The organism is Kosakonia pseudosacchari (assembly GCF_900184035.1).
Lineage (GTDB): Bacteria > Pseudomonadota > Gammaproteobacteria > Enterobacterales > Enterobacteriaceae > Kosakonia > Kosakonia pseudosacchari.
Genome location: NZ_FXWP01000025.1, coordinates 67,045 through 88,237 on the forward strand (window position 1 = coordinate 67,045; position 21,193 = coordinate 88,237).

Below are 21,193 nucleotides of genomic sequence, written 5' to 3' on the forward strand. Positions count from 1 at the left end.
TTCTTAGTGAGGTGAAAAAAAGAGTGCGGCGGTGATTTGCCCAGTGGCGATCATTGTGGGCGCGGGCAACCGCGCTCTCAATGCACATTCCTGCCGATGTCTTGCCTGTTTCTCCATATGACTGGAGAAAAAGCACAAAAGTTTGCACACTGTACGGGTCGAAATAGCCTGCCGGAGTGGCGAAAAATGAAGCGTGAAGAGATTTGCCTGCAGCTCACTGAAAAGATTAAGCGATTGAAAGTGAATGAAAATAGGCTCAATGCACTGCTGCCGGATATCCGCTTGCTGTACGGTACTCAGCCGGGAACCCGTACGCCAGTGATGTATCAGCCTGGCATCGTTTTTCTCTTTTCCGGTCACAAAATTGGTTATATCAATGAAAGAGTCTTTCGTTATGACACCAATGAATATTTACTGCTGACCGTGCCGCTGCCGTTTGAGTGTGAAACCTTCGCCACGCCGGACGTGCCACTGGCGGGTATCCGTTTGAATGTCGATATCCTGCAATTGCAGGAACTGTTAATGGATATCGGCGAAGATGAGCATTTTCGCCCGGATGTGGCGGCAAGCGGCATTAACTCGGCGGTGTTATCGGAAGAGATCCTTTGTGCCGCCGAGCGTCTGCTGGATGTGATGGAGCGCCCGCTGGATGCGCGTATCCTCGGCAAACAGATTATCCGTGAAATGCTCTACCACGTGCTGACTGGGCCGCGCGGTGGGGCGCTGCTGGCGTTAGTCAGCCGACAGACGCATTTCAGCCTGATAAGCCGCGTCCTCAAACGCATCGAAAGCCAGTACACGGAAAACCTCAGCGTTGACCAACTGGCGGCGGAAGCCAATATGAGCGTCTCGGCGTTTCACCATAACTTTAAATCGGTGACCAGCACCTCGCCGCTGCAATACCTGAAAACCTACCGCCTGCATAAAGCACGCATGTTAATGGTGCACGATGGCATGAAAGCCGGGGCGGCGGCCATGCGTGTTGGCTATGAAAGCCCGTCACAATTTAGTCGTGAGTTTAAGCGCTATTTTGGCCTGACGCCGGGAGAAGATGTAGCGAGAATTCGCATGATGCAGGGAATGTAAAACGTCCCCTCTTCATGGCGAAGAGGGGAACGCATTATGCGTTGCAGTACTTTTTCTTCAGCACCACCGTGACCGCGCCAACCAGGCCGACAACCAGCAGGAACACCGGCAGCAGCATCAGGAATGTCATCACCTGATCTTCATGGCGTTTTACAAACGGGATCATGCTGATGGCGTAGCCCAGCGAGGTCACCGCGCCGACCCACAGCAGCCCGCTCAGCCAGTTAAATATCTGGAAACGGCGGTTAGAGAGGCCGGAGATGCCCGCCATCGTTGGCAGCAGGGTGCGGATAAAGGCGAGGAAACGTCCCGCCAGCAGTGCCAGCAGACCGTGGCGGTCAAACATATAGGTTGCACGCTCGTGGTATTTCACCGGTAGCTGCGATAGCCAGCTTTTCACCACGCGCGTATTACCAAGCCATTTGCCCTGGATATAGCTCAGCCAGCAACCGAGACTGGCGGCGGAAGTGAGGATGGCTAACGTCGCGACGAAATCCATGCAGCCGCGCGCAATCAGCGCACCGGCCAGCAGCAGTAAACTGTCACCGGGTAAAAACGAAGCAGGAAGCAGGCCGTTTTCTAAAAAGAGGGTGGCAAACATTACTAAATAAACAACACCCACAACATGTGGATTTGCCAGCGCAGCAAAGTCGTGATGCCAGAGCGCAGCAATAATATCTTGAATAACAGCCATGGACTTTCCCGTGGAACCGCGTAGAGGAGGCTATTGTACTCCAGTTCGCCTGAAACACCTTGATCGGGGGCGCAAGAAACGAGAATTTTCTGAATACTTACGCCCGTAAGCCTGGTTTACACGATGCGCTGGAAGCCCGCCACTAAATCCTCAATCAGATCGTCAACATTCTCTAAACCAATGTGCACCCGGATTAATGTACCGGTGAAATCCACGTCCCCATCCGGGCGAATCGCCGCCAGTTGCTCTGGCTGGTTGGCAAGGATCAACGATTCGTAACCGCCCCAGGAATACGCCATGCTGAACAGCGAAAAATGGTCGAGGTAGTTGGCTAACTCTTCATTGCTTAAGCGCTTATTGAGCACAAACGAGAACAAGCCGCTGCTGCCGGTAAAATCCCTTTTCCAGAACTCGTGGCCTTTGCTGCCGGGAAGCGCCGGGTGATTCACGCGCGCAACCTGCGGATGTGCGGCCAGCCATTCGGCAATTTTCAGGCTGCTTTCGTGGTGCTGACGCAGACGAACGCCCAGCGTGCGCAGACCGCGGCTGGTCATATATGCCGTGTCGGCATCCACCATTTGCCCCATCAAATAGGCGTTTTCGCGCAGTTGTTCCCAACAACGGGCATTGGATACCGCTGTACCGATCATGCCGTCCGAGTGGCCAATCAGGTATTTGGTCGCCGCCTGAATCGAGATATCAATATCAAATTCCAGCGCCTTGAACAGAACGCCCGCCGCCCAGGTGTTATCGATCATGATAATGGCTTCTGGCGCAACGCTTCGCACCGCCTGCACAATCGCCGGAACGTCATGAACTTCCATAGTGATTGAGCCGGGCGATTCCAGGAACACCACTTTGGTGTTCGGCTGAATCAGCCGCACGATGCTGGAGCCGATCATCGGGTCGAACCAACTGGTGGTGACACCCAGTTTGGTGAGAATTTTGGTGCAAAAATCCTGGCTGGGTTCATAGGCGGTGTTGGTCATCAACACATGATCGCCTTGTTCAACAAACGCCAGAATGGTGTTGGCCACCGCCGCAGCGCCACAGGGAAAAAGCGCGCAACCCGCGCCGCCTTCCAGTTCGCACATCGCCTCTTGCAGCGAAAAGTGCGTGAGTGTGCCGCGACGCCCGTAAAACAGCTCGCCGTTGGCGCGGTTACGCGTTGCGTGTTTTTTGGCTTCAACGGTGTCGAATACCAGCGAAGAAGCGCGCTGGATAACGCTATTCACCGACCCTTGCGTGTATTTTTTGCTGCGCCCTGCGTTAACCAGAGCGGTATCAAGATGCTTTGCTGTCATTGTCGCTCAACCTGTTTTTATACGTCTGGATGTCCAGACTACCATGATTGTCGACGGATGCCTCGCAGTGTTATGTCAGTGAGCGAATTTTTTCCAGAAAATGTTCAATGGAGTTTGTTTACTGCGTAAGCGCAAAGAAAATGGCTTTTAATTCAGGCACTATGCAAATACTAATGAGAACTACTATCAATTCGACGACTTTTTGATATCATGACGCACAGATTTTGTGATTTGCGTCTCGGAGATACACTGTGGGTAATAATTTGATGCAGACGGATCTATCCGTGTGGGGCATGTACCAGCATGCCGACATCGTTGTGAAGGTGGTGATGATCGGCCTGATTCTGGCGTCGGTCGTCACGTGGGCGCTTTTCTTCAGCAAAAGCGTTGAGATGATTTCACACAAACGTCGACTCAAGCGTGAGCAGCAGCAACTGGCTGAAGCGCGCTCTTTGGATCAGGCGAGTGAAATTGCATCCGCTTTCCACGCGCGTAGCCTGAGCACAATGTTGATCAACGAAGCCCAGAACGAACTGGAGTTATCCGCAGGCAGCGAAGATAACGAAGGCATTAAAGAGCGCACCGGTTTTCGTCTGGAACGCCGCGTTGCCGCCACTGGTCGCCATATGGGGCGCGGGAACGGCTATCTGGCAACGATTGGCGCGATCTCGCCGTTTATTGGCCTGTTTGGTACCGTCTGGGGCATCATGAACAGCTTCATCGGTATTGCGCAGACGCAAACCACCAACCTCGCGGTTGTCGCGCCGGGCATCGCAGAAGCGCTGCTGGCCACGGCGATCGGTCTGGTTGCTGCTATCCCGGCGGTAGTGATTTACAACATCTTCGCCCGTATGATCGCCAGCTACAAAGCAACGCTTGGCGATGTTGCCGCGCAGGTTCTGCTGCTGCAAAGCCGCGATCTGGATCTGGCCGCCAGCAACGCTCAGCCGGTTCGTACCGCGCAAAAATTACGAGTAGGTTGATTCGCCATGGCAATGCGTCTTAATGAAAACCTGGACGATAACGGCGAAATGCATGAAATCAACGTCACGCCGTTTATCGACGTGATGTTAGTGCTGCTGATTATCTTTATGGTGGCCGCGCCGCTTGCCACGGTCGATGTGAAAGTTAACCTGCCGGCATCGACCAGCCAGCCGCAACCGCGCCCGGAAAAACCGGTTTATCTGTCGGTAAAAGCAGATAACACCATGTTTATTGGTAACGATCAGGTTACCGATGAAACGATGGTTAACGCGCTGAATACGCTAACCGAAGGGAAAAAAGACACCACTATTTTCTTTCGCGCGGATAAAACCGTGGATTACGAAACGATGATGAAGGTGATGGATACGCTGCATCAGGCGGGATATCTGAAGATCGGTCTGGTGGGCGAAGAAGTCGCGAAAGCGAAGTAATACTGACTCAATAAAAAAGCTGGCGAATGCCAGCTTTTTTTATGCCTGTTATCCGAGGTGTTCGCCACCCGTCACGCCATGCACTTCGGCCGTGACGTAGCTTGATTCCTGGCTCGCCAGATAGACATAAATAGGCGCCAGTTCCGCAGGTTGCCCGGCACGTTTCATTGGCGTTTGCTGGCCAAACTGCGGCAGTTTCTCTTGCGGCTGACCGCCGGCAATTTGCAGCGCCGTCCAGATTGGTCCTGGTGCGACGATATTAACGCGGATGCCTTTTTCCGCGACCTGCTTCGCCAGTCCGCGGCTGTAATTGAGAATTGCCGCCTTGGTTGAAGCGTAGTCCAGCAGATGCGTGCTGGGTTGATACGCCTGAATGGACGAGGTGGTGATGATGCTCCCGCCCGGTGGCAGCAGCGGTACGGCTTCCTGGGTGATCCAGAACAGCGCAAACACGTTAACGGTGTAGGTTTGGGTAAATTGCTCCGTTGTCAGGTTGGCAATCTCTTCCACGGCAGTTTGTTTGCCTGCTACCAGCGCCAGAATATCCAGCCCGCCAAGCTGCTCTTTTGCCTTATGCGGCAGCGAACGGGCAAAAGATTCATCGGTCAGGTCACCGGGAATTAACACCGCTTTGCGCCCGGCGGCTTCGATTTGCGCCTTCACCTGCTGTGCGTCTTCCTCTTCCGCAGGCAAATAGTTGATGGCGACATCTGCGCCTTCGCGCGCATAAGCAATAGCCGCCGCGCGGCCAATACCGGAATCGCCGCCGGTCACCAGCGCTTTGCGATCTTTTAGCCGCCCGCTACCGACGTAACTGTTCTCGCCGCAGTCGGGAACGGGATCCATCTTCGACTGTACGCCTGGCGTGGGTTGCCGCTGCTTCGGGTATTCGCCAGTGTAATACTGCGTGGTGGGATCCTGCATTTTCGTCTGGTTATTCGCCATTACGTACCCTCCATATCGGTTGTTGAGTACTTAAGGGTAGAAGCCTGAGCTGAAAATGCAGACTAATTCAGGATTATCTTGAGGCGAAATGTATCAGCGTGCGAAAGGTAAAGGGCTATTTGATGTTGGCGGATTGTTTTGCCGCCGCGTCTTCTTCCAGCGCCACGGTCGTTACATTCGAGGTGCGGTATTTGCCATCGCTTAGTTTGCGGCTCAGGCGTAACGTCGCGGTTTCGCGGCTCAGAATGTATTGATAGTTCGCCTCCAGGCGCCCCATGATTTTGTCCCGCAACTCTGGTTTCTGCGCGATGATGGCCTCGATCACCGCACCATAAATCTCTTCTTTCACCTGTAAGGGATAAATTTCGCGACGATTCTGCCATTTCAGGCGCACCAGCGCCGCAGGAATAGAAACCAGTTCACGCGCGATTCGCTCAATAGCCTCGTTTTTACTTAATATCAGGGCTTCTTTATTTTGCTTTAAGATAAATTCATCGCTTTTTTTCTCTTCTAAAGCTAAATAGACGTTATTATTGTCGACCTCTTTCACGTTATTCATCCCCGAACTTATAAAATATGGGCGTATCTTTTTCTCGGGTAATGAGATTAAGCCAAATCTCATTACCGGCTTCATTTATTTGCTGAGTTTTATCCGCAATTATTTGGCTTAATGTTTGGGCATCTATCTCGCCTTCGGCTTGTAAATCATTAAGTAAACGTGCGAAGGTCTCGATTTTTACCACACGCAATAACCGCTCTTTTATATGGCGGTCGCGTTCTTCCAGCAGCATATTTCTCGACTGCCCGGTACGGTTGGCATTCGCTAATATATCGTTAGCATGTTCAGCGAGTGTTCTTTTACCCTGAGTTAAATTAGGCTCTTTTCCTTCTTCTCCAGGCTTGGTTTCAACGGCAGAAATGTGAAATCGTGCCGGGACAAGATTCTCGGGAAGCATTTCCAATGTCCTTTAATATCAACAGGGAAGAGGGTGTTCAGGCGTGAGGTTCGTTGACAATATCATGACGCACTTTTAAAATCAAAAAAAAGGAGCCTGCTCATGAACAGTATTTTTTATTCTGTTATTGCTTTATTGCTGCTGACGGGCGGCGTTCTTTTATTGATGCGCGAGTACAATAAAAAAGCTCCCCTTAGTGAAATTGACAATTTGCCTTTACCACCACAGCCGTTGTCAAAAGAGGAGGGGGAAGATCATTTCTCCGCGTTAATGAATGCGATTACTCCGGTGTGGTACTGGCGCGTTAATCATGAATATATAGATTTTCTTCATGCGACAATTAAGCGCATGAATATGGCGGAATTAAATAGTACGCCTGGGTTATTTGAAGCGCAGCGTCGCTGTAGCGATCTGAATTCTGCGGTGTATAAGTATTACGACAATATAAAAAAGCGCTGCGTAAATGGTGAAAAAGTCCCGCATTCAGATCTGGATGTGCTCAACCTGCGTCAGTGTTTTCGTGAATTCAGTATGGAAGCGTATCCGGCGCTGGTCGTACTGGTGTGGCCCGAGAATCAACGTCCGTGGGTCAACCCCGACGAGGTGTAGCGCCGTGTTGCTTTAGTGTTGCAAATTGTTTGCCTGGCTGGGATATACTGAGCGCCGGTTTAGCAATCTGAAGAGACTTTACGCAACATGGAACGCTTTCTGGAAAACGCAATGTACGCTTCGCGCTGGTTGCTCGCCCCGGTTTACTTCGGCCTCTCTCTCGCCCTGCTTGCGCTGACGGTAAAATTCTTCCAGGAGATTTTTCACGTCCTGCCCAACATCTTCAATCTGGCGGAAGCGGATCTGATCCTGACGCTGCTGTCGCTGGTGGATATGACGCTGGTGGGTGGTTTGCTGGTGATGGTGATGTTTTCCGGCTATGAAAATTTTGTCTCACAGCTCGATATCGCAGAGCATAAAGAGAAGTTGAACTGGCTTGGCAAAATGGACGCCACATCGCTGAAAAACAAAGTGGCCGCGTCGATTGTCGCCATTTCGTCGATTCATCTGCTGCGCGTCTTTATGGATGCCAAAAACGTCCCGGATAACAAACTGATGTGGTATGTGATTATTCACCTGACGTTTGTGCTTTCCGCTTTTGTGATGGGCTACCTGGACCGATTAACCCGCCACCAACACTGAGTGCATTGCCGGGCCGCGTTCTGCCGCCCGGCATTACCGTTTTATTTATCTGAAGATGCCTGCCACAGATTCAGCTCGCCATCGGCAACGTGCTTGTCGATCTGCGCTAACTCCTCACTGCTGAAACTCAGGTTGTTCAATGCCCGAACGTTCTCTTCCAGCTGTTCCGGACGGCTTGCGCCAATCAGCACCGACGTGACTCGCGCATCTTTTAACAGCCAGCTCAGCGCCATTTGCGCCATCGACTGACCACGGCGCTGCGCCATGTCATTGAGCAAGCGCAAGCTGCTGAGGTTGCTCTCTGTCAGCATCTTCTCCGTCAGACCTCGCACTTTTTTGCCTTCACGCTGCATGCGAGAACCTTCCGGAATGCCGTTCAGATATTTCCCTGTCAGCAGCCCTTGTGCCAGCGGGGTAAAGGCAATGCAACCCACGCCATTATCTTCCAGCGTATCCAGCAGGCCGGTTTTATCCACCCAGCGGTTCAGCAAGTTGTAAGAGGGTTGATGGATAAGCAGCGGGATTTTCCATTCGCGCAGCAGCGCCGCCATTTGCTGTGTGCGCTCGGTGGAATAGGAAGAGATGCCGACATACAACGCTTTACCGCTCTGCACCGCCTGCGCCAATGCGGATGCCGTCTCTTCCATGGGTGTTTTTTCATCAACCCGATGCGAATAAAAGATATCAACGTACTCAACGCCCATCCGCTTCAGGCTCTGATCGAGGCTGGCGAGCAGGTATTTGCGTGAACCGCCGGAACCATACGGCCCTGGCCACATATCGTAACCGGCTTTGGTGGAGATAATGATCTCGTCGCGGTATGCGGCAAAATCCTCACGTAACAAGCGGCCAAAATTCTCCTCCGCGCTACCGGCAGGCGGTCCATAGTTATTGGCTAAATCAAAGTGGGTAATGCCGAGGGAAAATGCTTTGCGCAGCAAGGCGCGCTGTGAGTCCAGGGCGTGCCCGTGACCAAAACTGTGCCACAAACCGAGCGAAAGCGCGGGCAGTTGTAGGCCGCTTTTGCCGCAGTACCGGTACTGCATCTGTTCGTAGCGATTCGGGTTGGCGAAACCAGGCATGATGTCTCCTTTCTTTTTAATCTTATCGATGAAAATTCGAAACAACGTTTCTATCTTACGTCTGTTTTCGGTACATCAAAAGGTGAGGTTGTGTCTGGATATTTTTTGAGCGAAAAGCGGAGCGCTATGCTTTGCTTAGAGAGGCATAAAAAGAGGGGATAACCGATGACGCGTTTAACGGCGAAAGATTTTCCGCAGGAATTGCTCGATTACTACGACTACTACGCGCACGGCAAGATCAATAAGCGTGAATTTTTACAGCTGGCGGGAAAATATGCCGTTGGCGGCATGACGGCGCTGGCGCTCTTCAACTTGCTGAAACCGAACTACGCGCTGGCAACGCAAGTGGAATTCACCGATCCGGACATTCATTCGGAATACATCACTTACCCGTCGCCGAACGGGCACGGCGATGTGCGTGGCTACCTGGTCACACCGACAAAAGCACCGGGTAAAGTACCGGCAGTGGTGGTCGTGCATGAAAATCGCGGCCTGAACCCGTATATCGAAGATGTGGCTCGCCGCGTCGCCAAAGCAGGCTACATTGCGCTGGCTCCGGACGGTTTAAGCTCCGTGGGCGGCTATCCGGGTAATGATGATGAAGGTCGCGCATTGCAGCAGAAAGTTGATCCGACAAAACTGATGAATGATTTCTTTGCCGCCATCGAGTTTATGCAAAAGCACCCGCAGGCGACGGGCAAAGTGGGGATCACCGGTTTTTGTTATGGCGGCGGCGTGTCAAACGCGGCGGCGGTGGCTTACCCGGAACTGGCGTGCGCGGTGCCTTTTTATGGCCGGCAACCTCCGGCGGCGGATGTCGCGAAAATCAATGCGCCGCTGTTGCTGCATTACGCTGCGCTGGACAAGAACATCAACGAAGGCTGGCCTGCGTACGAGCAGGCGTTAAAGGCCAGGCAAAAAGTGTACGAGGCGTGGATTTATCCCGGCGTTAACCACGGTTTTCACAACGATTCGACGCCGCGATACGACCAGGCGGCGGCTGAACTGGCCTGGCAACGGACACTCGACTGGTTTAAAACCTATTTGCACCCGGTGTGATGAGACGGGCAAGGACGCCGAAAACGCAAAATGGGTCACTATGCTGAATTTTTTGAGTTTATTGATTTAATCGTTTGTTGGTTTGTGTTGCATTGAAATTATTGTTCGACCAAATAGATAGAAATAGTTAAGTCACGCAGTGTGATTGTTTTTACTTTTTCTTGTTTCAGAAAAAATAGTCGCTTTGATTTACTTTAAAAGCCGACTTTTCTCTACGAAAATTCCTGGAAAAATGCCGATAAAAACGCCGCGGCTGTAATCATTGCGAACTAATCATAATATTTATCAATGTATACAAAAATATCCGGGCGAGGATCGCGACTCCCCCACGCTGATGAATGCCATCGCCAAATGCGTAGCAGACAGCATCGCTACAGGCCGCATGAACAAAGGCGTCTCGCCTTTACTCCTTTATGCGTATCTGGCTGGCGACACCTGATTGTTGCATAAAAAACCAACTCCTTTAACCTCGCTTTACAAATATTTAAATAATACTTAACTATGTTTTTTAATGGTTTTTCAGTCAATGTTTAATGATATTTATCGGAATTTTTAAACGTGAAGAGAATAAGCCGATGGATGGCATGATGATGTCTTGTTTTTGTTATATTTTGGCTGGTTATTTTATTATTTTAATTCAGGTTTTAATTTTGTTGGTCTTTCGTTTTATTCATCTGCGTCTTGTTTTGTAATAACAATAACTTTATTTTCTAAATAATTTAAATAATAAAAATATGTTTAATATCAATGAATTGTTTTTATTTCTTTGTTGAGTTTCATCGTCTTCCAGAAAAGCTTTTATGACAAATAAGTTAGCAGGGTAACTTTCCCTGGCGTGACTTAAATTCCCCTGAAAAATGAAAAGGTAAAAATGGTTTTGGCGCAAAATTTTTAAGCCAGACATTTAATATTTTCCAAACGTTGCCGATAAATGGAGATAACTCTCGCGCGCAGGCGAGAAAGCACCATTACCGCAAGGATAATATTATGAATATGCTTCGCAATTTTACTATACGGGCCGTGATGCTGGTGATCCTTGGGATCTTCGGCGCGCTGTGGTCTGGCGTCGGCCTGTATAGCGTTTTTTCTCTGTCAAAAGTGGCGGAGGGCAATGACGTTGATCGCCAGCTCGTGACACAAATGACCCTTCTGAGCCAGGGTAATGATCAGTACTTCCGATTTGTTACCCGTCTTAGCCGTGTCATGGAAGCCAAAGCTGCGGGTGGCTCGCCGGATATGGCACCGGTACAACAGGCGCTGGATACCATGTCGCGCAAACTGACGGAGTTTAAAGCCGTATCGCCAGGCCCGATGGATCCGAAAGTCTCTGAACAAGTGATTGCCACCTGGCAGGCGCTGCTGGATCAAGGGGTCGCCCCGCAGATGCAGCTTGCGCAGCAAGGCACGCCAGACGCGTACCGCCAGCAGGCGAACAACGTCACGCCGGGGCTGAGCCGCAGTTTTGGCGCCGCAGCGGAAAGCTTTAACAAAGCCGCCAGCAACAGCCTCGACGAGACGCGCGTGATGGTCGATGGGCGCACCAGCACTACGCGTGCCGCGATCATCGTGGCGATGGTGATTGGCCTGCTGATCCTGCTCTTTACCGACCGCTATCTGGTTACCATGCTGGTGAAGCCGCTGAACCGCATTCGCGCGCACTTCCGCTTGATGGCGCAGGGCGATCTCAGCCAGCCGCTGGAAGATATGGGGCGTAACTGCGTGGGGCAGGTGATCCCGCTGCTGTTAGCCATGCAGGATAGCCTGCGTGAAGCGGTGAGCAGCATTCGCCACGGCAGCGAGAATATCTGGCGCGGGGCATCTGAGATCTCCACCGGCAATAACGATCTCTCTTCGCGCACGGAAGAGCAGGCCGCGGCGCTGGAACAAACCGCTGCCAGCATGGAAGAGCTGACCTCAACGGTAAAACTGAACGCGGATAACGCCAACCAGGCCAGCGAACTGGCGCAAGTGGCGTCGAACACCGCCAGCAAAGGCGGCGCGCTGGTTAAAGAAGTGATCAGCACGATGGATGGCATCTCTGACAGCTCGAAGAAAATCGCTGAAATCACCAACGTGATTAACAGCATCGCCTTCCAGACCAACATTCTTGCGCTGAACGCCGCCGTGGAAGCCGCGCGTGCGGGTGAGCAAGGGCGCGGCTTTGCGGTGGTAGCCGGTGAAGTTCGCAACCTCGCCAGCCGTAGCGCCGGCGCGGCGAAAGAGATCGAAACGCTGATCGCGGATTCCGTTTCCCGCGTAGAGAAAGGCGCGAAACTGGTCAATGATACCGGCACCACCATGGAAAGCATCCTGCGGGCGGTGAGAGAAGTAACCACCATTATGAAAGAGATTGCTTCTGCGACGGATGAACAGAGCAAAGGCATCTCTCAGGTGGGCGTGGCAATCACCCAGATGGACAGCGTAACGCAGCAGAACGCCGCGCTGGTGGAAGAGATTTCCGCAGCAGCAGCAGCGCTGGAGCGCCAGACCGAAGAGTTGCAGCGTTCCGTTCAGCAGTTCCGCCTTTCCAGTGACGAGCAACAGAAATCTGCTGCCACCGCGCTGGTAAAACCGGATTTATCACGCGGCGCACCGCGTAAAGCGGCAGCCTCTTCGGATGAGTGGGTCGCGTTTTAATCAATGCTATCGCCGCCACAAAATATCGCTATATAATTTATTACATAGCGTTTGTGGGGGTGATAACGATGGATAACCATTTTGGTAAGGGCTTGATGGCCGGGCTGAATGCGGCACAGGCGGATAGCGCCAGCAACGTGGCGCATTTCTGCCCGGACTATAAGCGTGGTTTTGTACTCGGGTTTTCGCATCGTATGTTTGAAAAAACGGGCGATCGTCAACTCAGCGCGTGGGAAGCAGGCATTCTTACGCGTCGCTACGGGCTGGATAAGGACATGGTGATGGATTTCTTTCGCGAGAGCCACTCCAGCACTGTGATCCGATTTTTTATGGCGGGTTACCGTCTCGAAATCTAAAAATAAGCTTTGCTCACAATGCCGTTCTCTTTTGTGAAGGTCACTTTTGTCGAGGGTGACTTTCATTTTTTTTGCCGTTTTGTGCCCCTAAGCCCCTCATTTTTCTGTGACTACTGCAACACTCTCCGGCTTTTTGCATAATACCCTTGTTTTTTATGTGATTATTTGTCGGGGCGATCGCAGCATTCATCTGCCAAATAGGTGGAGAATAATCCTAGTCCAGGCTAAGGGATAACAATAAATGGCAGGAGAGAACCAACAATTTGCGTCTCATGGCGTGAGCCGTCGTGATTTTATGAAACTGTGCGCTGCACTGGCGGCGACCATGGGGCTAAGCGGCAAGGCCGCTGCCGAAATGGCCGAAGCGGTCAGCCATCCTCAGCGTCCACCCGTTATCTGGATTGGCGCGCAGGAGTGCACAGGCTGTACCGAATCACTGCTTCGCGCGACCCACCCCACCGTAGAAAACCTTGTGCTGGAAACCATTTCGCTGGAATACCACGAAGTGCTTTCCGCCGCCTTTGGTCACCAGGTTGAAGAGAATAAACACCGGGCGCTGGAGCAGTACAAAGGCCAGTACGTGTTGGTGGTCGATGGCTCGATTCCGATGAAAGACGGCGGGGTTTACTGCATGGTGGCAGGCGAACCGATTGTCGATCATATTCGCAAAGCGGCGGAAAACGCGGCGGCGATTATCGCTATTGGTTCCTGTGCCGCCTGGGGCGGCGTGGCGGCGGCGGGCGTCAACCCGACTGGCGCAGTCAGTCTGCAAGAGGTGTTGCCCGGCAAAACGGTTATCAACATTCCCGGCTGTCCGCCGAACCCACAAAACTTCCTTGCCACGGTGGCGCATATCATCACCTTCGGCAAACCTCCGGCGCTTGACGCCAAAAATCGTCCCCGCTTTGCCTACGGGCGCTTAATTCACGAGCACTGCGAACGTCGGCCGCATTTTGATGCCGGGCGCTTTGCGAAAGCGTATGGCGATCAGGGGCATCGCGAAGGCTGGTGCTTGTACCACTTAGGCTGCAAAGGCCCGGAAACCTGGGGCAACTGCTCAACGTTGCAGTTTTGCGATGTGGGCGGTGTCTGGCCGGTTGCCATTGGTCACCCATGCTATGGCTGCAACGAAGAAGGGGTTGGTTTTCACAAAGGCATCTCCCAGCTTGCGCATGTGGATAACCCTACGCCGCGCGCCGAGAAACCCGACGTCAATCTGAAAGAGGGCGGCACTGTGTCGGCAAGCGCTGTCGGTTTGCTGGGTGGCGTCGTAGGCCTGGTGGCGGGTGTCGGCGTGATGACCGTGCGTGAACTGGGCCGCCAGCAGAAGAAAAACGACACGGATTCACAGGGAGACTAGCCGTGAACAGACGTGATTTTCTCAAAGTGGCGTCCGGCGGGGCGCTGCTGGTGGGGGGATCGTCCGCGAGTTTTGCCGCCGCGCAAAACCGCCCGCCGATCCCCGGCGCGCTGGGGATGTTGTACGACTCCACGCTCTGTGTCGGTTGTCAGGCCTGTGTGACGCGCTGTCAGCAAATTAACACGCCCCGGCGCAATCCACAGGGCGAGCAAACCTGGTCGAATAACGACAAACTTTCGCCTTATACCAACAACATTATTCAGGTCTGGCGCAGCGGCAGCGGGGAAAACAAAGACCAGCTGCGCGACGGCTACGCCTATATCAAAAAACAGTGCATGCACTGCGTAGATGCCAACTGTGTTTCCGTCTGCCCGGTGCAGGCACTGAAAAAAGACGCCAAAACCGGCATCGTTCACTACGACGCCAGCGTTTGTACCGGCTGCCGCTACTGTATGGTTGCCTGTCCGTTCGATGTGCCGAAGTATGACTATGACAATCCCTTCGGTGCGCTGCATAAATGCGAACTCTGCAACCAGAAAGACGTGGCCCGTCTGGACAACGGCGAACTGCCCGGTTGTGTGGAGGTGTGCCCGGCGGGCGCGGTGATTTTCGGCACGCGTGAAGAGCTGCTCGCCGAAGCCAAAAAACGCCTTGCGATGAAACCCGGTTCTGAATACCGCTACCCGCGTCAGACATTGCACACCAACGATACCTATCTGCATAACGTGCCCAGCTACTACCCGCATCTGTACGGCGAAAAAGAGGGCGGCGGCACGCAGGTGCTGGTGCTAACCGGCGTTCCTTATCAGGATCTGGGGTTGCCGGAGCTGGATGACCTGGCAACCGGCGCGCGCTCTGAGCATGTTCAACACACGGTGTACAAAGGCATGATGTTGCCGCTCGCCGTGCTGGCGGGGTTAACGGCACTGGTGCGCCGCAATACGCGGGACAAGCATGACGGAGGCGATCATGAGTCATGATCCACAAGCGATGGGCGGCAAACTGCTGAGTAAACCGGTGCTGCTGTTCGCCCCGCTGATCGTGCTGTGCGCGATCTTTATCCTTAAGCGTTTGATCTTCGGGCTCGGATCGGTCTCGGATCTGAACGGTGGTTATCCGTGGGGGATCTGGATCGCGTTTGATTTGCTGATCGGCACCGGCTTTGCCTGTGGCGGCTGGGCACTGGCGTGGGCGGTGTATGTCTTTAACCGGGGCGATTATCACCCGCTGGTGCGCCCGGCGCTGCTGTGCAGCCTGTTTGGTTATTCGCTGGGCGGCTTGTCCATCACCATTGATGTCGGGCGTTACTGGAACCTGCCTTACTTCTATATTCCCGGCCATTTCAACGTCAATTCAGTGCTGTTTGAAACCGCGGTCTGCATGACGATTTACATCGGCGTGATGGCGCTGGAGTTCGCGCCGGCGCTGCTGGAAAGGCTCGGCTGGAAAGTCTCACTGCGCCGTCTCAATAAAGTGATGTTTTTCATCATCGCGCTTGGCGCACTGCTGCCAACCATGCACCAGTCGTCGATGGGCTCGTTGATGATTGCCGCCGGGTATAAGGTTTACCCGCTATGGCAGAGCTATGAAATGCTGCCGGTATTCTCGTTGCTGACCGCGTTTATTATGGGCTTCTCGATTGTCATTTTCGAAGGTTCATTAATGCAGGCCAGCCTGCGCGGCAACGGGCCGGATGAAAAACGTCTGTTTTGCAAACTGATCAACATCCTGAGTGTGCTGTTAGCGCTGTTCCTGGTGCTGCGGTTGGGAGAGATCACGTGGCGCGACAAATGGCATTACGCTTTCGCCGGTGATTTTTACAGCCTGACGTTCTGGCTGGAAATGGCATTGCTGGCCTTGCCGCTGCTGATCCTGCGCGCGCCGCGTCTGCGTCGTGATTCCCGCTTTTTGTTCCTGGGCGCATTAAGCATGCTGCTCGGCTGTGCGCTGTGGCGGCTCTCTTATTCGCTGTTGGCCTTTAATCCCGGCAACGGCTACCACTACTTCCCGACAGCGGAAGAGTTATTGATTTCCATCGGTTTTGTGGCAATTGAAGTCTGCGCGTACATCTTACTGATACGTCTGTTGCCGATTATTCCTCCGTTAAAAACATCTGCGCGACATGAGGCGAGTAAAGCATGAGTCAACGTATCACCATTGATCCGGTCACCCGTATTGAGGGTCATTTACGCATTGATTGCGAAATTGAAAACGGCATTGTATCAAAGGCCTGGTCGTCAGGAACCATGTGGCGCGGGATGGAGGAGATTGTCAAAAACCGCGACCCGCGCGACGCATGGATAATCATGCAGCGCATTTGCGGCGTTTGCACCACCATCCACGCCATTGCCTCGGTGCGGGCGGTAGAAAGCGCACTGGCGGTGAAGGTGCCGCGCAACGCCCAGTACATCCGCAACATCATTCTGGCCGCCCACTCGATTCACGATCATATCGTCCATTTCTATCAGCTTTCGGCGCTCGATTGGGTCGATATCACCAGCGCGCTGAATGCCGATCCGGCGAAAGCCGCCGCGCTGTTACAGGGGCTTTCCGACTGGCCGCTTAACAGCGAAAACGACTTCAAAGCGGTGCAGGAGAAGATCAAATCGCTGGTCGCCAGCGGCCAACTGGGTATCTTTGCCAACGGCTACTGGGGACATCCGGCAATGAAGTTGCCGCCGGAAGTGAACCTGATTGCCGTGGCGCACTACCTGCAAGCGCTGGAGTGCCAGCGCGACGCTAACCGCATTGTCGCGCTGCTTGGCGGTAAATCGCCGCACATTCAGAACCTGGCGGTTGGCGGGGTTGCCAATCCGATAAACCTTGATGGCATCGAAGTGCTGAACCTTGAACGCCTGATGTACCTCAAGTCATTTATCGACAAGCTGGAAGGGTTTATCGAGCAGGTTTATAAAGTCGACACGGCGGTGATTGCGGCGTTTTACCCGGAATGGCTCACGCTGGGTAAAGGCGCGGTGAACTACCTGAGCACGCCGGAATTCCCCACCGATGCCAACAACGGCAGCTTCCTGTTCGCTGGCGGATACATCGAAAATGCCGATCTTACGACCTACCGGGAAATCAACACCCACACCGATCCTTTCCTGATCAAAGGTATTCAGGAGAGCGCGAAACATGCCTGGTATAAAGACGACGCGCCGCAGGAGCCGTGGCAGGGTACTACGCTGCCGCAGTACACCGGCTGGCAGGAAGAGGGCAAATATTCCTGGGTTAAATCGCCCACCTTTTACGGCAAAACGGTCGAAGTGGGGCCGCTCGCCAATATGCTCTGCAAGCTGGCGGCAAAACACCCGTCAACGACGGAAAAATTGCACGATATCACCGCCATTTATCAGAAACTCACCGGCAAAACGGTGGCGGTGGAACAACTGCACTCTACGCTGGGGCGCATTATCGGGCGCACGGTACATGCCTGCGAGTTACATCAGGTGTTGCAGCAGCAGTATCAGGCACTGATAGACAATATCGGCAAAGGCGATGTGCAAACCATTACCCATACGGAGATCCCCACCAGCGGCGAGTTTAAAGGTGTCGGCTTCCTTGAAGCGCCGCGCGGCATGCTCTCCCACTGGATTGTTATCAAAGATGGCAAAATCGACAACTACCAGGCGGTTGTGCCGTCCACCTGGAACGCCGGGCCGCGTAACTTCAATGACGACGCCGGGCCATACGAACTGTCGCTGGTGGGTACGCCGATTGCCGATCCGCAAAAACCGCTGGAAGTGGTGCGCACCGTTCACTCGTTCGATCCCTGTATGTCGTGCGCGGTACACGTGGTTGATGCTGACGGCAACGATGTGGTGTCGGTGAAGGTGCTGTGATGTCGATTTTAGTGTTAGGCGTGGGCAACATTTTGCTCACCGATGAAGCGATTGGCGTGCGGGTGGTGGAAGCGCTTGAACAGCGTTACCGCCTGCCGGAGCATGTCGAGGTGCTGGACGGCGGCACGGCGGGCATGGAATTACTTGAAGCAATGGCTAACCGCGATCATTTAATCATCGCCGATGCGGTGGTCAGCCGCAAAAGCGAGCCGGGTGCCGTTATCTGCCTGCGCGATGACGACGTACCTACGCTGTTCAGCAATAAAATTTCGCCGCACCAGTTGGGGCTATCGGATGTGCTGTCGGCGTTGCGTTTTACCGGGGAGTTTCCGAAAAAACTGACCCTGATTGGCATTATTCCCGCCTCGCTGGAGCCACATATCGGCATGACGCCGCTGGTGGAGGCGAGCCTGGAAACCGCGCTACGGGCGGTGCTGGAAGCGCTACGTGAATCCGGCGTGGAGCCTGTTTTACGGGAGACCGAACATGCAGGATGAGGTAATGGGGTTTGACGTTTCGCCGCACTGCGAAGTACAGGCGGCTTTTATGGCGATAGCCGAGCAGGAGATGCAGGGTCTGCCGTTTGTCCATGCAACGATGCCGGTGTATGTCACGCCGTTCACCCGCTTTGAAGAGCAATGGCTGGGCTGCGTGCTGACGCCGTGGATGCTGAGTCTGCAAATCTACCCCGGCCCGCAGCAGTGCTGGCCTCGCCGCCCGGTGAGCCAGCGGCTGGGGCTGCGATTGCCTTATGGCGAAATGACCTTTACTGTCGGCGAATTACCCGCATTGGGGCAATATCTGAGCTGCTCGCTGATGTCGCCGCTCGATCGGGGATTGTCTGTTGATGCGGGTATCGCGCTTGCCGATAACTGCCTGAAAATGGCGCTTTCGTTGCCGGTCACCGATGCCGCGTTAAGCCGTCGCGCGTTGCTGCAAGGGCTGCGGGACAAAGCGCATGCATGAGTTATCCCTGTGCCAGAACGCGGTAGAAATCATTGAACAACAGGCGCGGCAAAACGGCGCGAAGCGCGTGACTGGCGTATGGCTGGAAGTGGGCGCGTTGGCCTGTGTGGAAGAGAGCGCGCTGCGGTTTGGTTTTGATATCGCCTGCCGCGAGACGCTGGCGCAGGGCTGCACACTGCATATCCTCCATAAACCGGCGCAGGCCTGGTGCTGGAATTGCAGCCAGACGGTGGAAATCGAGCGGCATGATGAGTGCCCGCTCTGCCACTGTCCGACGCTGCATATTGAGCGCAGCGACGGCGTGCAGATCAAAAGTATCGAAGTGGAGTAAAGCGAAGATGTGTATAGGCGTACCGGGGCAGGTGGTGGCCGTTGGCGACGATTTTCATCAACTGGCGCAGGTGGATGTGTGCGGCGTACGCCGCGACGTCAATATCGCGCTGGTGTGCGAGGATTCACCGCGTGAATTACTGGGACAATGGGTGCTGGTGCATGTTGGTTTCGCCATGAGCGTGATTGATGAGCACGAAGCGCTGGCGACGCTGGAAGCGCTGCGCAACATGGAAATAGACGAGTTTGCCCCTCAAAGGTGAGGCGCGTCGATGTTCGCGTCTGTCACCATCTGCGTGACCTGCGCCAGATTGCCGATCTTCGCTTCGCTGGCGCGATAGAATTTACTCTTATCAATCAACAGCAATGATTGCTGCGCCCGGCGTAACAGCTGGGCTTTGAACGCCGCATTGTGGCGGGTGGAATCCCACATATCGCCGCGTGCATCCACGCCTTCGCAGGAGAAGATAAACAGATCAATCTCCAGCGATTTCAAAAGGCTTACGAGAGCCGGGTTCACGTAGCAGCGCTCCGTGCGCGCCAGACGGCCACCCGAGCAGATAAGCTCAATATGTTCGCGGCGCGCCATCTCCTGGCACACGGGTAAACTGTTGGTCAGCACCGTCAGCGGGATATCCGGTAACTGCCGCGCCAGATGAAAACAGGTGGAGCTGGCATCCAGCGCCAGCGTCATCCCGGCGTCTATCCAGTTCAGTGCATGGCGGGCGATGTCGGCTTTATCCGCATAGTGGCTTTTTAGTCGGGTGCGAAACGGCTCTCCGCCATCATGCAGCGTGCGCGCCAGACCGTGGCGACGCACAATTTTCCCCGCCGTTTGTAGCGCGTTCAGATCGCGGCGAATGGTTTCAATACTGACATTCAACTGCGCCGCCAGCGCCTGGGTGGTAATGCTGTGCTGGCGGGTGAGAAGCTGCAGAATCGCTTGCTGGCGCGCCTGCTTCATGGTGTTTCCTCATGCCGTGGCGAGAGCGAAATCAGGATCTTGCCGATAGCCGCGCCGTTTTTACCGGTGTGCTTGATGTGATACATCGCGCGATCGGCGCGCATCAGCGCATTCACGAAATCATCCCCGCCTTGCACTTCATCAATGCCTATTGATGCGCCTACCGACGCTTCGCCATTGTCCAGTTCAAATGGGCTGAGTATGGCGCGCAAACAGCTATGCGCGGTGCTATTAATCAGCAGGCTGCTGAGCTCAAAGGGCAGCAGCAAGACAAACTCATCGCCGCCAAGCCGACCGATGACGGTTCCCTCAGGACAGGCAGCGCGCAGGCGCTGGCTGAGCTGGATCAACAACTCGTCGCCGCTGCGGTGGCCAAACGGATCGTTTACCGCTTTGAAATCATCCAGATCGATAAACGCGACGCACAACGGCCCGGCGAGCGTAAGTTCCGCGAAGTGTTGCAGCAGCGCATGGCGGTTCGCAAGACCAGTCAGCGGATCGTGGTTTGCAAGCAGCGCCAGTTGCTCTTCGTACTGCTTCTCTTTGGTCATATCGATATGCGTGCCGGTCACTTTCAGCGGCGCGCCGCTGGCGTCCCGGTCAGTGACGCGACCGCGATCGAGCACCCAGGTCACGGTGCCGTTTTTATGCTGCATGCGGTGTAATGCTTCGTAAAACGGGGTTTTGCCATGCAAATGGTCATAAAACGCGTCCAGTACCCGTTGCCGGTCATCTTCATGCAGGTGCTCGCGCCAGACATCAAAATGGGCGCTCAACGCTTTGGGTTGGTAGCCAAGCATCGCTCCCCAGCGGCGGTTAAAGATGATGAGCTTGCCGCTTGGCACATCCAGTTGCCACAAACACAGCCCGGTGCCGTCGAGCGCGGCGCTGAGTTTATTACGCGCATCGCGCGCGATCCGCACCAGCCGGGCGTTGTGCTTTTTCAGATTCTGGATCTGCTGTTTTAACGCGTTTTCAGACATTTGGCGGGCTACGGGTAAATAAA

General features: G+C 54.0%; 24 protein-coding genes. 16 read left to right on the plus strand and 8 right to left on the minus strand.

All coding sequences use genetic code 11. The annotated features are described in order from the left end of the window. Positions 1-186 precede the first annotated feature (186 nt). On the plus strand, positions 187-1,086 hold the full coding sequence (locus BN2591_RS18940) for an AraC family transcriptional regulator (RefSeq protein ID WP_086873400.1): 900 nt from the start codon (positions 187-189) through the stop codon (positions 1,084-1,086). Positions 1,087-1,120: 34 nt separating this feature from the next. On the opposite strand, the gene BN2591_RS18945 is transcribed toward BN2591_RS18940, so the two are convergent. Next, complete coding sequence (locus BN2591_RS18945) at positions 1,121-1,780, minus strand: DedA family protein (RefSeq protein ID WP_017457478.1); 660 nt, start codon at positions 1,778-1,780, stop codon at positions 1,121-1,123. Positions 1,781-1,896: 116 nt separating this feature from the next. Beyond that, complete coding sequence (gene metC, locus BN2591_RS18950) at positions 1,897-3,084, minus strand: cystathionine beta-lyase (protein WP_086873401.1); 1,188 nt, start codon at positions 3,082-3,084, stop codon at positions 1,897-1,899. 251 nt (positions 3,085-3,335) lie between these two features. Between metC and exbB the strand changes: the two genes are divergently transcribed. Both exbB and exbD read left to right on the plus strand, forming a co-directional pair. Then, a complete protein-coding gene (gene exbB / locus BN2591_RS18955; RefSeq protein WP_086873402.1) occupies positions 3,336-4,067 on the plus strand; it encodes a tol-pal system-associated acyl-CoA thioesterase in 732 nt (243 codons plus the stop codon). A gap of 6 nt (positions 4,068-4,073) precedes the next feature. Continuing rightward, positions 4,074-4,499, plus strand: a complete 426-nt coding sequence (exbD, locus tag BN2591_RS18960; protein WP_017457481.1) for a TonB system transport protein ExbD — start codon at positions 4,074-4,076, stop codon at positions 4,497-4,499. Positions 4,500-4,547: 48 nt separating this feature from the next. On the opposite strand, the gene BN2591_RS18965 is transcribed toward exbD, so the two are convergent. The 3 genes from BN2591_RS18965 to BN2591_RS18975 form a co-directional block, all read right to left on the minus strand. Then, the gene (locus BN2591_RS18965; RefSeq protein WP_020455261.1) at positions 4,548-5,444 is read right to left on the minus strand and encodes an SDR family oxidoreductase; all 897 of its coding nucleotides are present in this window, start codon (positions 5,442-5,444) and stop codon (positions 4,548-4,550) included. 115 nt (positions 5,445-5,559) lie between these two features. Next, complete coding sequence (locus tag BN2591_RS18970) at positions 5,560-6,003, minus strand: cytoplasmic protein (protein WP_086873403.1); 444 nt, start codon at positions 6,001-6,003, stop codon at positions 5,560-5,562. Further along, entirely contained in the window at positions 5,996-6,400 is a 405-nt protein-coding gene (locus BN2591_RS18975; protein WP_086873404.1) for a hypothetical protein, read from the minus strand. Before BN2591_RS18975 ends, BN2591_RS18970 begins: the two co-directional genes overlap by 8 nt. Positions 6,401-6,502: 102 nt before the next feature. Between BN2591_RS18975 and BN2591_RS18980 the strand changes: the two genes are divergently transcribed. Further along, on the plus strand, positions 6,503-7,009 hold the full coding sequence (locus BN2591_RS18980; RefSeq protein WP_086873405.1) for an ESA_00282 family adhesion-associated protein: 507 nt from the start codon (positions 6,503-6,505) through the stop codon (positions 7,007-7,009). Positions 7,010-7,096: 87 nt separating this feature from the next. Then, complete coding sequence (locus BN2591_RS18985; protein WP_017457486.1) at positions 7,097-7,591, plus strand: TIGR00645 family protein; 495 nt, start codon at positions 7,097-7,099, stop codon at positions 7,589-7,591. 41 nt (positions 7,592-7,632) lie between these two features. Here BN2591_RS18985 and BN2591_RS18990 read toward each other — a convergent pair whose 3' ends face one another. After that, positions 7,633-8,673 carry an aldo/keto reductase gene (locus BN2591_RS18990; RefSeq protein ID WP_086873406.1) on the minus strand — a complete coding sequence of 347 codons (1,041 nt, stop codon included), beginning with the start codon at positions 8,671-8,673 and terminating at the stop codon, positions 7,633-7,635. 165 nt (positions 8,674-8,838) lie between these two features. Between BN2591_RS18990 and yghX the strand changes: the two genes are divergently transcribed. The 11 genes from yghX to hybG all read left to right on the plus strand — a co-directional run bounded on the left by yghX (position 8,839) and on the right by hybG (position 19,486). Then, on the plus strand, positions 8,839-9,732 hold the full coding sequence (gene yghX / locus BN2591_RS18995; RefSeq protein WP_086873407.1) for a YghX family hydrolase: 894 nt from the start codon (positions 8,839-8,841) through the stop codon (positions 9,730-9,732). A 987-nt stretch (positions 9,733-10,719) separates the two neighbouring features. Continuing rightward, entirely contained in the window at positions 10,720-12,369 is a 1,650-nt protein-coding gene (locus BN2591_RS19000) for a methyl-accepting chemotaxis protein (protein ID WP_086873408.1), read from the plus strand. Between the two features lie 68 nt (positions 12,370-12,437). Beyond that, entirely contained in the window at positions 12,438-12,725 is a 288-nt protein-coding gene (locus BN2591_RS19005) for a DUF2623 family protein (protein WP_025263833.1), read from the plus strand. A gap of 241 nt (positions 12,726-12,966) precedes the next feature. Further along, positions 12,967-14,085: a hydrogenase 2 small subunit gene (gene hybO, locus BN2591_RS19010; protein ID WP_086873409.1), complete on the plus strand. Its 1,119-nt coding sequence runs from the start codon at positions 12,967-12,969 to the stop codon at positions 14,083-14,085. A 2-nt stretch (positions 14,086-14,087) separates the two neighbouring features. Beyond that, positions 14,088-15,065 (plus strand): hydrogenase 2 operon protein HybA, encoded by a 978-nt coding sequence (hybA, locus tag BN2591_RS19015; protein WP_086873410.1) that lies wholly within the window; start codon positions 14,088-14,090, stop codon positions 15,063-15,065. Next, positions 15,055-16,227 carry a Ni/Fe-hydrogenase cytochrome b subunit gene (gene hybB / locus BN2591_RS19020; RefSeq protein WP_086873411.1) on the plus strand — a complete coding sequence of 391 codons (1,173 nt, stop codon included), beginning with the start codon at positions 15,055-15,057 and terminating at the stop codon, positions 16,225-16,227. Before hybA ends, hybB begins: the two co-directional genes overlap by 11 nt. Further along, entirely contained in the window at positions 16,224-17,927 is a 1,704-nt protein-coding gene (gene hybC / locus BN2591_RS19025; RefSeq protein ID WP_086873412.1) for a hydrogenase 2 large subunit, read from the plus strand. Before hybB ends, hybC begins: the two co-directional genes overlap by 4 nt. Continuing rightward, positions 17,927-18,424 carry a HyaD/HybD family hydrogenase maturation endopeptidase gene (locus tag BN2591_RS19030; RefSeq protein ID WP_086873413.1) on the plus strand — a complete coding sequence of 166 codons (498 nt, stop codon included), beginning with the start codon at positions 17,927-17,929 and terminating at the stop codon, positions 18,422-18,424. The genes hybC and BN2591_RS19030 overlap by 1 nt, the downstream gene beginning before the upstream one ends. Further along, on the plus strand, positions 18,414-18,893 hold the full coding sequence (hybE, locus tag BN2591_RS19035; RefSeq protein WP_086873414.1) for a hydrogenase-2 assembly chaperone: 480 nt from the start codon (positions 18,414-18,416) through the stop codon (positions 18,891-18,893). The genes BN2591_RS19030 and hybE overlap by 11 nt, the downstream gene beginning before the upstream one ends. Then, positions 18,886-19,224, plus strand: a complete 339-nt coding sequence (gene hypA, locus BN2591_RS19040) for a hydrogenase maturation nickel metallochaperone HypA (RefSeq protein WP_086873415.1) — start codon at positions 18,886-18,888, stop codon at positions 19,222-19,224. The genes hybE and hypA overlap by 8 nt, the downstream gene beginning before the upstream one ends. A 7-nt stretch (positions 19,225-19,231) precedes the next feature. After that, positions 19,232-19,486: a hydrogenase maturation factor HybG gene (hybG, locus tag BN2591_RS19045; protein ID WP_086873416.1), complete on the plus strand. Its 255-nt coding sequence runs from the start codon at positions 19,232-19,234 to the stop codon at positions 19,484-19,486. Here the strand turns inward: hybG and fucR are convergent. Continuing rightward, on the minus strand, positions 19,477-20,187 hold the full coding sequence (fucR, locus tag BN2591_RS19050; protein ID WP_086873417.1) for an L-fucose operon activator: 711 nt from the start codon (positions 20,185-20,187) through the stop codon (positions 19,477-19,479). The genes hybG and fucR overlap by 10 nt on opposite strands. Further along, complete coding sequence (locus BN2591_RS19055; protein ID WP_086873418.1) at positions 20,184-21,170, minus strand: sensor domain-containing diguanylate cyclase; 987 nt, start codon at positions 21,168-21,170, stop codon at positions 20,184-20,186. The genes fucR and BN2591_RS19055 overlap by 4 nt, the downstream gene beginning before the upstream one ends. Between the last annotated feature and the right edge of the window lie 23 nt (positions 21,171-21,193).

What these genes read in the sequence shown, in the direction of transcription:
- BN2591_RS18940 (WP_086873400.1), top strand. Translation starts at nt 187, where the DNA reads ATGAAGCGTGAAGAGATTTGCCTGCAGCTCACTGAAAAGATTAAGCGA.
- BN2591_RS18945 (WP_017457478.1), bottom strand. Translation starts at nt 1,780, where the DNA reads ATGGCTGTTATTCAAGATATTATTGCTGCGCTCTGGCATCACGACTTT.
- metC (WP_086873401.1), bottom strand. Translation starts at nt 3,084, where the DNA reads ATGACAGCAAAGCATCTTGATACCGCTCTGGTTAACGCAGGGCGCAGC.
- exbD (WP_017457481.1), top strand. Translation starts at nt 4,074, where the DNA reads ATGGCAATGCGTCTTAATGAAAACCTGGACGATAACGGCGAAATGCAT.
- BN2591_RS18965 (WP_020455261.1), bottom strand. Translation starts at nt 5,444, where the DNA reads ATGGCGAATAACCAGACGAAAATGCAGGATCCCACCACGCAGTATTAC.
- BN2591_RS18970 (WP_086873403.1), bottom strand. Translation starts at nt 6,003, where the DNA reads ATGAATAACGTGAAAGAGGTCGACAATAATAACGTCTATTTAGCTTTA.
- BN2591_RS18975 (WP_086873404.1), bottom strand. Translation starts at nt 6,400, where the DNA reads ATGCTTCCCGAGAATCTTGTCCCGGCACGATTTCACATTTCTGCCGTT.
- BN2591_RS18980 (WP_086873405.1), top strand. Translation starts at nt 6,503, where the DNA reads ATGAACAGTATTTTTTATTCTGTTATTGCTTTATTGCTGCTGACGGGC.
- BN2591_RS18985 (WP_017457486.1), top strand. Translation starts at nt 7,097, where the DNA reads ATGGAACGCTTTCTGGAAAACGCAATGTACGCTTCGCGCTGGTTGCTC.
- BN2591_RS18990 (WP_086873406.1), bottom strand. Translation starts at nt 8,673, where the DNA reads ATGCCTGGTTTCGCCAACCCGAATCGCTACGAACAGATGCAGTACCGG.
- yghX (WP_086873407.1), top strand. Translation starts at nt 8,839, where the DNA reads ATGACGCGTTTAACGGCGAAAGATTTTCCGCAGGAATTGCTCGATTAC.
- BN2591_RS19000 (WP_086873408.1), top strand. Translation starts at nt 10,720, where the DNA reads ATGAATATGCTTCGCAATTTTACTATACGGGCCGTGATGCTGGTGATC.
- BN2591_RS19005 (WP_025263833.1), top strand. Translation starts at nt 12,438, where the DNA reads ATGGATAACCATTTTGGTAAGGGCTTGATGGCCGGGCTGAATGCGGCA.
- hybO (WP_086873409.1), top strand. Translation starts at nt 12,967, where the DNA reads ATGGCAGGAGAGAACCAACAATTTGCGTCTCATGGCGTGAGCCGTCGT.
- hybB (WP_086873411.1), top strand. Translation starts at nt 15,055, where the DNA reads ATGAGTCATGATCCACAAGCGATGGGCGGCAAACTGCTGAGTAAACCG.
- hybC (WP_086873412.1), top strand. Translation starts at nt 16,224, where the DNA reads ATGAGTCAACGTATCACCATTGATCCGGTCACCCGTATTGAGGGTCAT.
- BN2591_RS19030 (WP_086873413.1), top strand. Translation starts at nt 17,927, where the DNA reads ATGTCGATTTTAGTGTTAGGCGTGGGCAACATTTTGCTCACCGATGAA.
- hybE (WP_086873414.1), top strand. Translation starts at nt 18,414, where the DNA reads ATGCAGGATGAGGTAATGGGGTTTGACGTTTCGCCGCACTGCGAAGTA.
- hypA (WP_086873415.1), top strand. Translation starts at nt 18,886, where the DNA reads ATGCATGAGTTATCCCTGTGCCAGAACGCGGTAGAAATCATTGAACAA.
- hybG (WP_086873416.1), top strand. Translation starts at nt 19,232, where the DNA reads ATGTGTATAGGCGTACCGGGGCAGGTGGTGGCCGTTGGCGACGATTTT.
- fucR (WP_086873417.1), bottom strand. Translation starts at nt 20,187, where the DNA reads ATGAAGCAGGCGCGCCAGCAAGCGATTCTGCAGCTTCTCACCCGCCAG.
- BN2591_RS19055 (WP_086873418.1), bottom strand. Translation starts at nt 21,170, where the DNA reads ATGTCTGAAAACGCGTTAAAACAGCAGATCCAGAATCTGAAAAAGCAC.